This is a genomic window from Paracoccus versutus (genome assembly GCF_029909795.1).
In the GTDB taxonomy this organism is placed as follows: domain Bacteria; phylum Pseudomonadota; class Alphaproteobacteria; order Rhodobacterales; family Rhodobacteraceae; genus Paracoccus; species Paracoccus versutus.
The window spans coordinates 895,595-908,790 of the sequence record NZ_CP038197.1 but is presented as its reverse complement, the minus strand read 5'-3'; the positions used below and the strand labels follow the sequence as shown (position 1 = coordinate 908,790).

Sequence of the window (13,196 nt, the reverse complement as noted above, 5' to 3'; positions counted from 1 at the left end):
TCCCATCCTCCCTGCAGCCGCAGAAAGGGAAAAGGTGGACGACTTTTACGCCGCCCGCAGCAGCACCATGCCGCCGCTAACGTGGACTAATTTCGCACCGCCATTCTCAGACAATGCGGTCTGAGGCACCGTGACCATGGCGATGCCGCAATTGATCGAATGGCAGATCGAGGGCGGCAAGGAAAAGCTCGAAGAGCACAGCCTCGAGGAGTTTGTAACCGCCCTGGTATCGGCCAGGGAAGGGCGCGAGGCGGTGCTGCGGCTCAACCTATTCGTTTCCCTGTAACAGAAGAAACCGCAATGCATCCGAATCCTGTAAGGCGGTTGCACCGCGAGCCAACACGGAGACCGGCTATTGTACAGCCGCCTTCACCGCCGCGAAGGCCTGATCGGCGAATTCGCCCAAGGCGCCTTTGTGCGGGCGATAATCGATACCTTGCACGACGCTGACCGTTTTGTCATCGACAGCGATACACTGCGCGATGAAAGCGCCGCTACCCTCGGCGCCGCCGCTGACGGTCACGAGTTGGCCCGGATAGCTCTGGGTTGCGGTGTGCAGCCCGGCTTTCGTGGCGATCTCTACGACGGCCTTGCCGCAGGTCTCGATGCTCAGTTGCGCGGCGGGGGTGCGCTCGACATGATAGGTCACATTGAAATCGGTGCCCTGCGCCACTGAGGGAGTCGCCAGGACAATCAAACCGCAGGCGCCGAAAAGCAGAGCGAAACGTGTCATCGGGAAATCTCCATCGTCCAATAGGGCTCATGCTAATGCATCGGGAGCGAAACCTTGAAGGATGAATACCAGCCGGTGAAGGATATAGGCGGAAACGCACCGGTGAAGGATGGTAGGCACCGCGCCGGGCGGCCCCATGACACGGTGGCCCGAATTCCGGTGACCGCGCGGTGACCGCTGACAACTTCGGAAAGGGTGGCAAGATGTCGGAAGGGGTATGAGAAAGGCGCTAAGGGGTTGTTAAACCTGCCTTAGCGCCTTTGGAATCATGGTGGGCGATAACGGATTTGAACCGCTGACATCTTCGATGTGAACGAAGCGCTCTACCGCTGAGCTAATCGCCCGATGCGCGCTAGATAGCCGCAGCCGCGGCGGGCTGCAAGAGGCTTTGGACGAAAAATCATGCCTCGCCGGCGGCGCGGCGGCGCAGGCGCAGGGTGATGACCTCGCCGCCCGATCTGTCGTTGCGCCGGCTGATCCGCGCCCGGCCCAAGGGCGGCAGCGCCAGCGTCATGCCCGCCGCAATCGCCTCGTCCAGTTCGGCCAGGGTGGCCTCGACGACGGCCTTGACCTCGCTGTTGCGCAGGCCGGTCCGCCGCGCGACCTGGGCCAGCAGCTGCCGCTTTTGCAGAACCCTTGCCGGCTCAGGCTCGGCTGTGCTTTCCCTTTTCGGTTTTCCCTCCGATCTTGCCATGAGCGAACTCCTTTCTGATGGAGCCTCGGTCAAGAAAAAACCGCGCGGGATGGCCCGCGCGGTTGCTTGTGTCAATGGGCGACCGCCGCGCCGCCACTGCCCTGGTCACGGGTCGCGGCCAGCCGGCTGGCCTCGGCCGCTTCCTCGGCGGCCTCGTCCCATTCGATGGGCTCGGGCATCCGCACCAGCGCCTGCTGCAACACCTCGCGCACATGGCTGACCGGGATGATCCTGAGCCCTTCCTTGACGTTGGCCGGGATCTCGGCCAGATCCTTTTCGTTATCGGCCGGGATCAGCACGGTCTTGATGCCGCCGCGCAGCGCCGCCAGCAGCTTTTCCTTGAGCCCGCCGATGGCCAGCACGTTGCCGCGCAGCGTGACCTCGCCGGTCATGGCCACGTCCTTGCGGACCGGGATCTGCGTCAGCACCGACACGATCGAGGTCACCATGGCGATGCCCGCCGAGGGTCCGTCCTTGGGCGTCGCGCCTTCGGGGACGTGGACGTGGATGTCCACCTTCTCGAACTTCGGCGGCTTCACCCCCAGCTCGGGGCTGATCGAGCGGACGAAGGAGGATGCGGCGTCGATCGATTCCTTCATCACCTCGCCCAGCTTGCCGGTCGTCTTCATCCGGCCCTTGCCGGGCAGCTTCAGCGCCTCGATCTGCAGCAGGTCGCCGCCGACCTGGGTCCAGGCCAGGCCCGTCACCACGCCGACCTGGTCGTCCCTTTCGGCCAGGCCATAGCGATAGCGGCGCACGCCCAGGTATTCCTCGGCCTTTTCGGGCGTCACCTCGACCGACTTGACCTTGCCCTTGAGGATCTCGGTCACCGCCTTGCGGGCCAGCTTGGCGATCTCGCGCTCCAGCGACCGCACGCCCGCCTCGCGGGTGTAGTAGCGGATCACATGGGTCAGCGCCTCGTCGCTGACCGAGAACTCGCCCTTGCGCAGCCCGTTCGCCTTGATCTGCTTGGGCAGCAGGTGCTGGCGCGCGATCTCGCGCTTCTCGTCCTCGGTATAGCCGGCCAGAGGGATGATCTCCATCCGGTCGAGCAGGGGCCCCGGCATGTTGTAGCTGTTGGCCGTGGTCACGAACATCACGTTCGACAGGTCGTATTCCACCTCGAGATAGTGGTCCACGAAAGTCGCGTTCTGTTCGGGGTCCAGCACCTCCAGCATCGCGCTGGCCGGGTCACCGCGGAAATCCTGGCCCATCTTGTCGATCTCGTCGAGCAGGATCAGCGGGTTCGTAGTCTTGGCCTTCTTCAGCGCCTGGATGATCTTGCCGGGCATCGAGCCGATATAGGTCCGGCGGTGGCCGCGGATCTCGGATTCGTCGCGCACCCCGCCAAGGCTGATGCGGATGAACTCGCGCCCCGTGGCGCGGGCCACCGAACGGCCCAGCGAGGTCTTGCCGACGCCCGGAGGCCCGACGAGGCACAGGATCGGCCCCTTGAGCTTGGCCGAGCGGTTCTGCACCGCCAGGTATTCGACGATCCGCTCCTTGACCTTTTCCAGGCCGTAGTGATCGGCGTCCAGCACCTCCTCGGCCTTGCCGAGATCCTTGCGGATGCGCGATTTCACGCCCCAGGGCAGCGCCAGCAGCCAGTCGAGATAGTTGCGGCTGACCGTGGCCTCGGCCGACATCGGCGACATCGACTTCAGCTTCTTCAGCTCGGCTTCCGCCTTTTCGCGGGCCTCCTTGCTGAACTTGGTCGCGGCGATCTTTTCTTCCAGTTCGGTGATCTCGTTCGAGCCGTCCTCGCCGTCGCCCAGCTCCTTCTGAATGGCCTTCATCTGCTCATTCAGGTAGTATTCGCGCTGGGTCTTCTCCATCTGCGTCTTGACGCGGGACTTGATCTTCTTCTCGACCTGCAGGACCGACATCTCGCCCTGCATCAGGCCATAGACCTTTTCCAGCCGCTCGGCAGTCACCAGCGTTTCCAGCAGTTCCTGCTTCTTGTCCAGCGCGATGCCCAGATGGCCGCTGACCAGGTCGGCCAGGCGCGCCGCATCGCGGGCCTCGGCTACGGCCGAGACGACCTCTTCGGGGATGTTCTTGCGCACTTTCACGTAGCGCTCGAACTCCTCGGCGACGGCGCGGGTCAGGGCGGCCAGCGTTTCCTCGTCGCCCGGCTCTTCGGGCAGCATCTCGCAGCGGGCCTCGAAATAGGCGTCGTTCGGCACGAAATCGGTGATGGTGACGCGCTCGCGCCCTTCGACCAGAACCTTGACGGTCCCGTCGGGAAGTTTCAGCAACTGCAGCACATTGGCCAGAACGCCGGTGCGGAAGATCCCCTCGGCGGCGGGCTCGTCGACCGCGGCATCCTTCTGGGCTGCGAGAAGGATCGGGCGGTCCTGCTCCATCACGGCCTCGAGCGCCCGCACCGATTTTTCGCGCCCGACGAACAGCGGCACGATCATGTGCGGAAACACCACGATGTCCCGCAAGGGCAGGACCGGATGGGTGGTTTGGGCGAATTCGTTCATGGAATCAGTCCTTTCTCGCCAAGAGGCGCAACCCCTAAAGACAGGCAGTCTGCGCCCCCTGCTGGCAGACAAGATAGGAAGCCCGCGCAAGAGGTTCAATGGGGGATTTGTTCGCATTTTGTTCTTGATCCCGCCGGGCCGTGGCAAGAAAAGGGCCCCCGGCGCGAACCGGAGGCCCCGAGGGTCGTCGGACCTGGGTGAAAGCGGGGTCAGACCTTGTCGCGGAAGAAGTGGTCGATCTGCTCTTCGGCCTTTTCCTTGGTCCAGCCGTATTTCTCCTGCAGCTTGCCGGCAAGCTTGTCCTTCCTGCCCGCCATCTCGGTCAGTTCGTCATCGGTCAGGTCGCCCCATTTTTCCCTGACGCTGCCCTTGAGCTGGTTCCATTTGCCTTCGATGATATCCCAGTTCATCGGCACTCCTTTCGAGCGGATTGAGTTTGCATGTGGGAATTGAACGACCGTTCCGTGCAGGAGGTTCCCGCATGCGGCCGGAAATCTGCCGCAGGATTCGCCGCCTCCCTGCTGTGCCGCCGCCGGATTCCGGGAAAACGGGCTGATCTGGAAAGGGAAAATGTCCGGCCGGGAAATGGCGGAAACTCGCCTTGGGCAACGGGTAGGGACTGCCGGCCGACGATGGGCGAGCCAAATTCCGTCATTTCAACTGCAAGGCGGTACCGGATCCCGGCCGAGGGGCGCGAAAAATCCTTGGCCGGTGCGGTTGCAGGGCGCGCGATTCAATAAACCAGCACAAGAGCATCGGCGGAAAAGCGCCATGGTTTTATCGAAATGATCGACAAGTCTCGGGTAGAATGTCAAATTCGAATAAAGAGCGACCGGATGAGCACGGTGCCCACGTCTCACCCGGTCTTGCCGTACCTGTAAAAGTGGAAATCGTTCAACGGCTGAAGTCACCCTGCAATGAAAGCCGTTGAGCGGGAACCTGCCTTTTTGGTGAGGTTTCCGACGAATTTCCGCATTTGATGCAATTCAAGGGTGTTTCCGTTCCCTATTCTTTCCCCACCGCATCGCATGGTGGTTGAGTGGGAAAAGACGAATTCGCCTCTGGAACGAAACCCCCTCCTGTTGCTAAACCCGTCGCGGTAAAGATTCGCAAGATGGGTATGTGTAACGTGGGCAAGAACAAAGACAAGGACCGGGCGGACACGCCCCCGACGACCAAGCGGGCCGCTCAGCAGGCCGCCAACCGTGCCGAGCGCGAAGCGCAGCGCCAGTCGCGCCATGCCGAACGCGCAGAACAGCGCAAAAAGCCGGCAGCCAAGGCCAAGGCCGGAACCAGGGCAAAGGCAAAGGCCAAGGGCAAAGCCGCGGCCAAGGCCCCCGCGCCGGTGCAGGCCGGCCCCTTCAATATCCTGCTGATCGGCCAGGACATCCGCCTGAGCATGGAGGCGGCGCTGTTCGCCGCCAGCCTGCGCCACCACGCCCCCGACTGGCGCGGCCGGCTGATCGTCGCAGAGCCCGCCGCCGAGGGCGCCTGGAGCGGCGAGCGGACCAAGATACCGGCCCCGATCCGCCTGGCGCTGCTGGATTTCGGGGCCGAGATCCTGCCCTTTACCGCCCGGCATTTCGGCGCCAGCTATCCCTTCGGCAACAAGATCGAGGCGCTGTCGGTGCTGCCGCCCGGCGAGCCCTTCGTCTTCTTCGACAGCGATACGCTGGTGACCGGGCCGCTGGACCGGCTGCCCTTCGACTTCTCGCGCCCCTCGGCCTCGATGCGCCGCAGCGCGACATGGCCCGAGCCGCCGCTTTACGGTCCGGGCTATGGCGCGATCTGGAAGTCGCTCTATGACCGTTTCGGGCTGGATTACGAAAGCTCGCTGGACACCAGCCAGCCCGACGAGCATTGGGAGCGTTACCTGTATTTCAACGCCGGCTGGTTCTTCGGCGCCGACCCGCAGGAATTCGGCCGCCGCTTCCTGGACTGGGCGCTGGCGATCCGCGAGGATCCCGGCGAGGCGCTGGCCAGCCAGAAGCTGGACGTGCTGCTGGACCAGGTGGCGCTTCCGCTGGTGATCCACGCGCTTGGCGGCGGGCGGCCGGGCCCCGGCCTCGCCGGGCTCGACGGCGACGTGACCTGTCACTATCGCGACCTGCCGCTGCTTTATGCCAGGGAAAGCGACCTTGCCGTCGAGACGGTCGAGACGCTGCTGCGCGATCCGCGGCTGGCCCCGCTGGCCGAGGCATGGGCGCCCTCGCGGCAGATCGTGCTGGAGGGAACCGGCCGGGACCGCATCCGCCCCATGTTCGACCGCCGCATGCCGCTGAACGAAGGCCGCACGCGGCAAATCCTGAAGAAGGCCGGCCTCTGGCTGCGCTAGCCGCGAGCGACGGTTCCCGGCCGGCAGGGCGCTGCCGGGAACCATCGGCGGGACCGTCACCCCTTGGCCAGCACCGCATCGCAGCGGGCGCAGGTGCCCGGATGGCGGTGGCTGCCGACATCGGGCAGGATCTTCCAGCAGCGCTGGCATTTCTCGCCCTCCGCGGCCTCGAAGACCACGCCGATGCCGGGCACGTCCGACAGCCGGAACGCCTCGCCCGGCGCCGGATCGGCGGTCAGGCTCAGGTCCGAGGTGATGCAGATATCGGCGAAATCCACCGATTTCAGCGCCTTCAGATCCTCGGGCTCCTCGACATGCACCACCGGCGCGGCTTCCAGGCTGGCGCCGATCACCTTGTCCGTGCGCTTGATCTCCAGCGCGGCGGTCACGGTGCGGCGGATGCGGCGGATGGTGTCCCATTTCGCCGCCAGCGATGCGTTCAGCCACTCCGCCGGGGTGACGGGGAAGTCCCGCAGATGCACGCTGTCATCCTCGGAGGGGAAACGGCTCAGCCAGACATCCTCCATGGTGAAGGGCAGGATCGGCGCCAGCCAGGTGACGAGCCGGTGGAACAGCAGGTCCAGCACCGTGCGCGCCGCCCGCCGGCGCAGCGCATCGGGCGCGTCGCAATAAAGCGCGTCCTTGCGGATGTCGAAATAGAAGGCCGAGAGGTCCACGGTGGCGAACTGGAACACGGTCTGGAACACGCCCTGGAAATCGAAGCCGTCATAGCCCTTGCGCAGCTGCTGGTCGATCTGCGCCAGCCGGTGCAGCACCCATTGCTCCAGTTCCGGCATCTCGGCCGCCTCGACCCGCTCGGCCTCGTCGAATCCGGCCAGGTTGCCCAGGACGAAGCGCAGCGTGTTGCGCAGCCGGCGATAGCTGTCGGCGGTGCCCTTGAGGATCTCGGGGCCGATGCGCTGGTCGGCGGTATAGTCGGTCTGCGCCACCCAGAGCCGCAGGATGTCGGCGCCGTATTGCTTGATGACCTCGGCCGGCACGATGGTATTGCCGAGCGACTTGGACATCTTCATGCCCTTCTCGTCCAGCGTGAAGCCGTGCGTGACCACGTTGCGATAGGGCGCCCGGCCCCTGGTCGCGCAGGCCTGCAAGAGCGAGGACTGGAACCAGCCGCGATGCTGGTCGGTGCCTTCCAGGTAGACGTCGGCGATGCCGTCCGGCGCCCCGTCGGCGCGGTCGCGCAGCACGAAGGCATGGGTCGAGCCGCTGTCGAACCAGACGTCCAGCACGTCCATCACCTGATCGTAATCCGCCGGATCGGCCACGCCCTCCAGCACCTCGGCGGCAAAGCCGGGGCGATACCAGGCATCGGCGCCGTCCCGTTCGAAGGCTTCGATGACGCGGTCGTTCACCCGCTGGTCGCGCAGCAGGAACTCCGGGTCGCCGGGCTTTGCGCCCTTCTTCACGAAACAGGTCAGCGGCACGCCCCAGGCGCGCTGGCGCGACAGCACCCAGTCGGGCCGGTTCTCGACCATGGCATGGATGCGGTTGCGGCCCGATTGCGGCCACCATTTCACTAGCCTGTCGATCGAGGTCAGCGCCCGCGTGCGGATGGTGTCGCCATATTCGCCCATGCCGTCGGCCAGCGCATGGTCGATGGCCGCGAACCATTGCGGCGTGTTGCGATAGATCAGCGGCGCCTTGGACCGCCAGCTGTGCGGATAGGAATGCTTGATCTTGCCCTTGGCCAGCAGCGCGCCGGCCCAGGCCAGCTGCTTGATGACGCTGACATTGGCCGGGCCTTCCTTGCCGTCCGCACCGATGATCGCCTGGCCGCCGAACAGCGGCAGGTCGGCGCGATAGGAGCCGTCCGGCTCGACGTTATAGGTCATCGGCAGCTTGAAGCGCAGCCCAAGCTGATAGTCGTCGTCGCCATGGCTGGGGGCGGTATGGACGAAGCCGGTGCCGGCATCCTCGGTCACATGCTCGCCCGGCAGCATGGGCACGTCATAGTCCCATTCGCCCGCACCGCCCTCGACGCCGCGCAGGGGATGGGCCAGCACCAGCCCCTCCAGGTCGGCCGCGGTCACGTCGCGGACCCGCTCCCATTCCTCGACCTTGGCCGCAGCGCGCACGCTTTCGGCCAGCGCATCGGCCAGCACCAGCAACTCGCCGCTTTTCGCCGTCGCATTCTCGGCCACCGCGCCCACGCGATAAAGCCCGTAGGCGACGCCCGGATTATAGGCCACCGCCCGGTTCTGCGGAATGGTCCAGGGGGTGGTGGTCCAGATCACCACGCTGGCGGGTTTCTCCGTTGCCCAAATACCCTGCGACGATTCCACCGGGAACCGCACCCAGATGGTGTGGCTGGTATGGTCGTGATACTCGACCTCGGCCTCGGCCAGCGCGGTCTTTTCGACCGGCGACCACATCACCGGCTTCGAGCCCTGGTAGAGCGAGCCGTTCATCAGCAGCTTCATGAACTCGGCCGCGATCACCGCCTCGGCGTGATGGTCCATGGTCAGGTAGGGATCGTCCCATTTGCCGGTGATGCCCAGCCGCTTGAACTCCTCGCGCTGGACATCGACCCAATGCTCGGCAAAGCGGCGGCATTCCTGGCGGAACTCGACCACGTCGACCGCGTCCTTGTCGCGGCCTTCCTTGCGGTATTTCTCCTCGATCTTCCATTCGATCGGCAGGCCGTGGCAGTCCCAGCCCGGCACGTAGCGCGCATCGCGGCCCATCATCTGGTGGCTGCGCACGATGATGTCCTTGATGGTCTTGTTCAGCGCGTGGCCGATATGCAGGTTGCCGTTCGCATAGGGCGGGCCGTCGTGCAGGATGAAGGGCGCGCGCCCCGCCGCCCTCTCGCGCAGCCGGTCGTAGATGCCGATGCGCTCCCAGCGGGCCAGCCATTCGGGCTCGCGCTGCGGCAGGCCGGCGCGCATCGGGAAATCGGTCTGGGGCAGGAAGACGGTGTCGCGGTAATCGGTCGCGGCCTGGGTCTCGGTCGTGGTGTCGCTCATCTGGCGGGAATCCTTCGGTGGCAGGGCAGGCATGCATGACCCGGCGGCGAGGGCTCCCTACGCCGCCGGGCGAATAATTCGGAATATCCGCGCCCTGCTGAACATGCGCGGGTTATAGGAAACCGCCCCGAACCCTGCAAGCGCGGCTTGCACCCGCGGCCCGGCTCGGGCAGCAAGCGGCCATGAGCTACAGGATCGCCATCGCCGGCGCCGGGATCGGCGGCCTGGCCTCTGCCGCGCTTCTGGCCCGCGAGGGCCATGCCGTCACCCTGTTCGAGCGCTTTGCCGCGCCGCGCCCGCTGGGCTCGGGCCTGGTGGTCCAGCCGGTCGGGCTGGCCGTGCTGGACCGGATCGGCGCGGGCGAGGAGACCCGCCGCCTCTCCAGCCCCATCGCCCGGATGCTCGGGCACGAGGCGCGGGGCCGCAAGGTGCTGGACGTCTCCTATCCCGCCGCCGCGCCGGGCCGCGGCATCCATCGCGCCACGCTGTTCGGGCTGCTCTGGGACCGGGTCGCCGCGCTCGGCCTGCCGGTGGTGACCGGGGCCGAGATCGCCGCGGCGCCGCCGGACGGGGCGGGACGGCGCCTTGCGCTGGCGGATGGGCGCGATTTCGGCCCCTTCGACCTTGTCGTCGATGCCAGCGGTGCCGGCTCGCGGTTGTCGCCGCTACGGGCGCGGCCGCTGGGCTATGGCGCGATCTGGGGCACGGTGCCCTGGCCCGAGACGGATTTCCCCCGCGACCAGCTGCGCCAGCGCTACCGCGCCGCCAGCCGCATGGCCGGCGTGCTGCCGATCGGCTGCCTGCCCGGCGACCCGACGCCGCGCGCGGCCGTCTTCTGGTCCATGCCGCTGGCCGAGCTGGACCGTTGGCCGCAGACCCCGGTCGCGGATTGGCGCGCCCAGGTCGCCGTGCTCTGGCCGCAGATGGCGCCCTTCCTGGAAACCATCCGCGACCATGCGCAGATGACGCCGGCGCGCTACAGCCACGGCACCCTGCGCCGGCCCTTTGCGCCGGGCCTGGTCCATATCGGCGATGCCGCCCATCGCGCCAGCCCGCAGCTGGGGCAGGGGGCGAACATGGCGCTGCTCGACGCCTTTGCGCTGGCCCATGCGCTGCGCCGCCCGCTGGCGGAAGCCCTGCCGGATTACGCCGCCATGCGCCGCTGGCATGTGCGCATCTACCAGGCGATGAGCGCGGCCTTCACGCCGATGTATCAGTCGGGCAGCCGCAGCCTGCCCTGGTTGCGCGACCTGGTCCTGGCGCCGCTTTCGACCCTGCCGCTGCTGCGGCGCGGGCTGACGCATCTGGTCGCCGGCACCATGATCCCGCCGCTTTCGGGCACGCGCGATCCGTGACAGGCTTGCAGCGCGGGCCGCAGGGGTCCATATCCGGCGCATGATCCCGCCCCGTTTCGACGTCACACCCGAACAGATCGACCGCGTCGTCGCCACCTTCTACGCCGCGGTGCGCCGGCACGAGGTGCTGGGCCCGGTCTTCGCCGCCCATGTCGCCGACTGGCCCGAGCATGAGGCCAAGATCGCCCGCTTCTGGCGCAATGCCATCCTTTACGAGCGCGGCTATGACGGCAATCCGATGCAGGTCCACATGCGCACGGGCGACGTGAAGGCGCAGCATTTCGCGCCCTGGCTGATGCTTTTCGACGAAACCCTGCGCCGCACCCTGCCGCCCGAGACGGCCAAAGCCTGGTCGGCGCTTGCGCATCGCATCGGCGCCGGGCTGCGCATGGGGGTCGAGGATCTGCGCGAACGCCGTCCCGGCCCCCCGGTCTTGCGCTAGGCCGCGCGCAGGTGTAAACAAAACGGGAACATCCGAAAGGGCTTCCCGATGAAGATCGACTATCTCGAATTCAGCTCGCCCGACCTGCCGGCCACGAAAGCCTTCTTCGGCCAAGCCTTCGGCTGGCGTTTCAACGACTACGGTCCCGACTACCAGGAACTCGCCGATGCCGGCCTGGCGGGCGGCATCGCCGCCGGTTCCCCGGCGCCGCCGCTGGTGATCCTGCGCACCGACGACCTCGAAGCTGCGCTGGCCCGCGTGACCGAGGCGGGGGCCGCGATCACCCGGCCGATCTTCGCCTTTCCCGGCGGCCGCCGCTTCCAGTTCCGCGAGCCGGGCGGCACCGAGATGGCAATCTGGTCCGACCGCTGAGGCCGGTCACATCCGCGGTGGCCGCGCCTTGTAGACCGGCAGCCGCCAGCCGAAGCCCAGGCCCCCGGCGCGCAGCAGCAGCACCACCGCCGCGCAGCCGATCAGCGCCCAGCCGCGCCCGGCACCCAACGCCAGCAACAGCAGCGCCGCCACCGCCCCGCCAAAGGCGGCGGTGACGTAAAGCTCGCCCTGCTTCAGCACCAGGGGCACCTCATTCCCGACCACGTCGCGCATCAGCCCGCCGAAGGTGCCGGTCATCACCCCCATCAGCACGGTGACGACGGGGCTCACCCCCGCCTCCAGCGCCACGCCGACCCCGGCCGGCACCGCCACGGCCAGGGCAAAGGCATCCAGCCACAGGATGGCGCGATAGCGGCTCTCCAGCCGATGCGCGGTGAAGAACACCACGATCGCCGCGCCGGCGGTCAGCAGCAGCAGCTCGGGCCGCCCGACCCAGAACACCGGCGCCCGGCCCAAGACCAGGTCGCGCAGGGTGCCGCCGCCGATCCCGGTCAGCGTGGCGAAGAAGATGAAGCCGACGACGTCCAGCTGCCCGCGGCTCGCCACCAGCGCGCCGGTCAGGGCAAAGACCAGCACGCTGGCATAATCCAGAAGCGGGACCAGCGCCTCGACGCTCATCCCGCGGCCCTGGCCGGCTTGAAGGGCGCCATGCCCGCCCGCGCCAGCGCATCGGCGCGCTCGTTCTCGGGATGGCCAGCATGGCCCTTGATCCATTCCCAGCGCACCTTGTGGCGTGCCTGCGCCGCGTCAAGCCGCTGCCACAGCTCGGCATTCTTCACCGGCTTGCGGTCGGCGGTGCGCCAGCCGTTCTTCTTCCAGCCGTGGATCCATTGCGTGACGCCGTTCTTCACATAGGCGCTGTCGGTGGTCACGGTGATCTCGCTCGGCCGGGTCAGCGCCTCCAAGGCCGAGATCGCCGCCATCAACTCCATGCGGTTGTTGGTGGTCTCGGCCTCGCCGCCCGACAGCTCGCGCTCCTTCAGCACCGTCTCGCCTTCCATGGCCCGCATCAGCACCCCCCAGCCGCCGGGGCCGGGATTGCCGCTGCAGGCGCCGTCGGTCCAGGCGAACAGCGCGCTCACGCCTCCAGTCCCTTGTAGCCGGGCAGGGCGGCGATGCGGCCAAGCCAGCGCCCGATGCCGGGGAACCGCGCCATGTCGAACCCGCCCAGGCTGCCGGCCGTATGGGTATAGCCGTAAAGGCAGATATCGGCGAGGCTGACGGCATCGCCCACCAGCCAGTCATGCCCGGCCAGCCGGTCCTCCATCACCTGGAGCAGCGCATGGCCGCGCTCCAGCAGTTCGGCCATGCGCTCGGGCGTCGCCTGAGCGCGGCGCTGCGGATAGACCTGCAAGGCCGCGCGCACGGCGATCACGCCCTCGTGCTGGTTCTGCTCCCAGAACATCCAGCCCAGCATGGCGGCGCGCTCGAAGGCGTCCTGCGGCACGAAGCGCGTGCCCTCGCCCAGCCAGCACAGGATCGCGTTCGATTCCGGCAACAGCCGCCCGTCGTCCAGCTCCAGCACCGGCGCCTTGCCAAAGGGCAGCCGCCCCGTCGCCTTGGCCGCCGCCAGCGCCTCGGTCAGATATTCGACATCCACGATCTCGCAATCGCGCCCCAGCAGCGCCAGGGCCAGCCGAACCTTGTAACTGTTGCCGGATGACGGCATCGACCAGAGCTTCATCCCGACCCTTTCTTCGTTCCCAAAATACTCCGGGGGAGGCCCGCAGGGCCGGGGGCAGCGCCCCCCGCGACGGCACCGCCCGGC

General features: G+C 67.1%; 13 protein-coding genes and 1 tRNA gene. 5 read left to right on the top strand and 9 right to left on the bottom strand.

The features are described 5' to 3' along the window. Window positions 1-130: 130 nt before the first annotated feature. Window positions 131-286 carry a hypothetical protein gene (locus E3U25_RS15645; protein ID WP_208861611.1) on the top strand — a complete coding sequence of 52 codons (156 nt, stop codon included), beginning with the start codon at window positions 131-133 and terminating at the stop codon, window positions 284-286. 66 nt (window positions 287-352) lie between these two features. Here the strand turns inward: E3U25_RS15645 and E3U25_RS15640 are convergent, their stop codons facing one another. The 5 genes from E3U25_RS15640 to E3U25_RS15620 all read right to left on the bottom strand — a co-directional run bounded on the left by E3U25_RS15640 (window position 353) and on the right by E3U25_RS15620 (window position 4,326). Next, on the bottom strand, window positions 353-733 hold the full coding sequence (locus tag E3U25_RS15640; protein ID WP_140847951.1) for a DUF6180 family protein: 381 nt from the start codon (window positions 731-733) through the stop codon (window positions 353-355). 269 nt (window positions 734-1,002) lie between these two features. Then, window positions 1,003-1,077 (bottom strand) — tRNA-Val (locus E3U25_RS15635). A gap of 56 nt (window positions 1,078-1,133) precedes the next feature. Continuing rightward, complete coding sequence (locus tag E3U25_RS15630; protein WP_072462018.1) at window positions 1,134-1,427, bottom strand: HU family DNA-binding protein; 294 nt, start codon at window positions 1,425-1,427, stop codon at window positions 1,134-1,136. 71 nt (window positions 1,428-1,498) lie between these two features. Continuing rightward, window positions 1,499-3,916, bottom strand: coding sequence for an endopeptidase La (lon, locus tag E3U25_RS15625; protein WP_036758095.1), 2,418 nt, complete (start codon window positions 3,914-3,916; stop codon window positions 1,499-1,501). A gap of 209 nt (window positions 3,917-4,125) precedes the next feature. Next, complete coding sequence (locus E3U25_RS15620) at window positions 4,126-4,326, bottom strand: CsbD family protein (RefSeq protein ID WP_116222244.1); 201 nt, start codon at window positions 4,324-4,326, stop codon at window positions 4,126-4,128. 710 nt (window positions 4,327-5,036) lie between these two features. Here E3U25_RS15620 and E3U25_RS15615 point away from each other — a divergent pair. Continuing rightward, entirely contained in the window at window positions 5,037-6,251 is a 1,215-nt protein-coding gene (locus E3U25_RS15615; RefSeq protein ID WP_116222245.1) for a hypothetical protein, read from the top strand. Window positions 6,252-6,307: 56 nt separating this feature from the next. Here E3U25_RS15615 and ileS read toward each other — a convergent pair whose 3' ends face one another. Continuing rightward, window positions 6,308-9,238: an isoleucine--tRNA ligase gene (gene ileS, locus E3U25_RS15610; RefSeq protein WP_116222246.1), complete on the bottom strand. Its 2,931-nt coding sequence runs from the start codon at window positions 9,236-9,238 to the stop codon at window positions 6,308-6,310. 182 nt (window positions 9,239-9,420) lie between these two features. On the opposite strand from ileS, the gene E3U25_RS15605 reads away from it, so the two are divergent. Genes E3U25_RS15605 through E3U25_RS15595 form a run of 3 tightly spaced genes read left to right on the top strand, consistent with a single transcriptional unit; the run spans window position 9,421 to window position 11,407 of the window. Then, the gene (locus E3U25_RS15605) at window positions 9,421-10,593 is read left to right on the top strand and encodes an FAD-dependent oxidoreductase (RefSeq protein ID WP_116222247.1); all 1,173 of its coding nucleotides are present in this window, start codon (window positions 9,421-9,423) and stop codon (window positions 10,591-10,593) included. A gap of 40 nt (window positions 10,594-10,633) precedes the next feature. After that, entirely contained in the window at window positions 10,634-11,035 is a 402-nt protein-coding gene (locus tag E3U25_RS15600; RefSeq protein WP_114536691.1) for a group III truncated hemoglobin, read from the top strand. A 48-nt stretch (window positions 11,036-11,083) separates the two neighbouring features. Continuing rightward, the gene (locus tag E3U25_RS15595) at window positions 11,084-11,407 is read left to right on the top strand and encodes a VOC family protein (protein WP_116222248.1); all 324 of its coding nucleotides are present in this window, start codon (window positions 11,084-11,086) and stop codon (window positions 11,405-11,407) included. Between the two features lie 6 nt (window positions 11,408-11,413). Here the strand turns inward: E3U25_RS15595 and E3U25_RS15590 are convergent, their stop codons facing one another. From E3U25_RS15590 to E3U25_RS15580, 3 genes are read right to left on the bottom strand one after another with little or no spacing between them, the layout of a single operon-like run. After that, the gene (locus tag E3U25_RS15590) at window positions 11,414-12,046 is read right to left on the bottom strand and encodes a trimeric intracellular cation channel family protein (protein WP_114536690.1); all 633 of its coding nucleotides are present in this window, start codon (window positions 12,044-12,046) and stop codon (window positions 11,414-11,416) included. Beyond that, window positions 12,043-12,510: a ribonuclease HI gene (gene rnhA, locus E3U25_RS15585; RefSeq protein ID WP_072462013.1), complete on the bottom strand. Its 468-nt coding sequence runs from the start codon at window positions 12,508-12,510 to the stop codon at window positions 12,043-12,045. The genes E3U25_RS15590 and rnhA overlap by 4 nt, the downstream gene beginning before the upstream one ends. Then, window positions 12,507-13,112 (bottom strand): glutathione S-transferase family protein, encoded by a 606-nt coding sequence (locus E3U25_RS15580; RefSeq protein WP_036758079.1) that lies wholly within the window; start codon window positions 13,110-13,112, stop codon window positions 12,507-12,509. The genes rnhA and E3U25_RS15580 overlap by 4 nt, the downstream gene beginning before the upstream one ends. Between the last annotated feature and the right edge of the window lie 84 nt (window positions 13,113-13,196).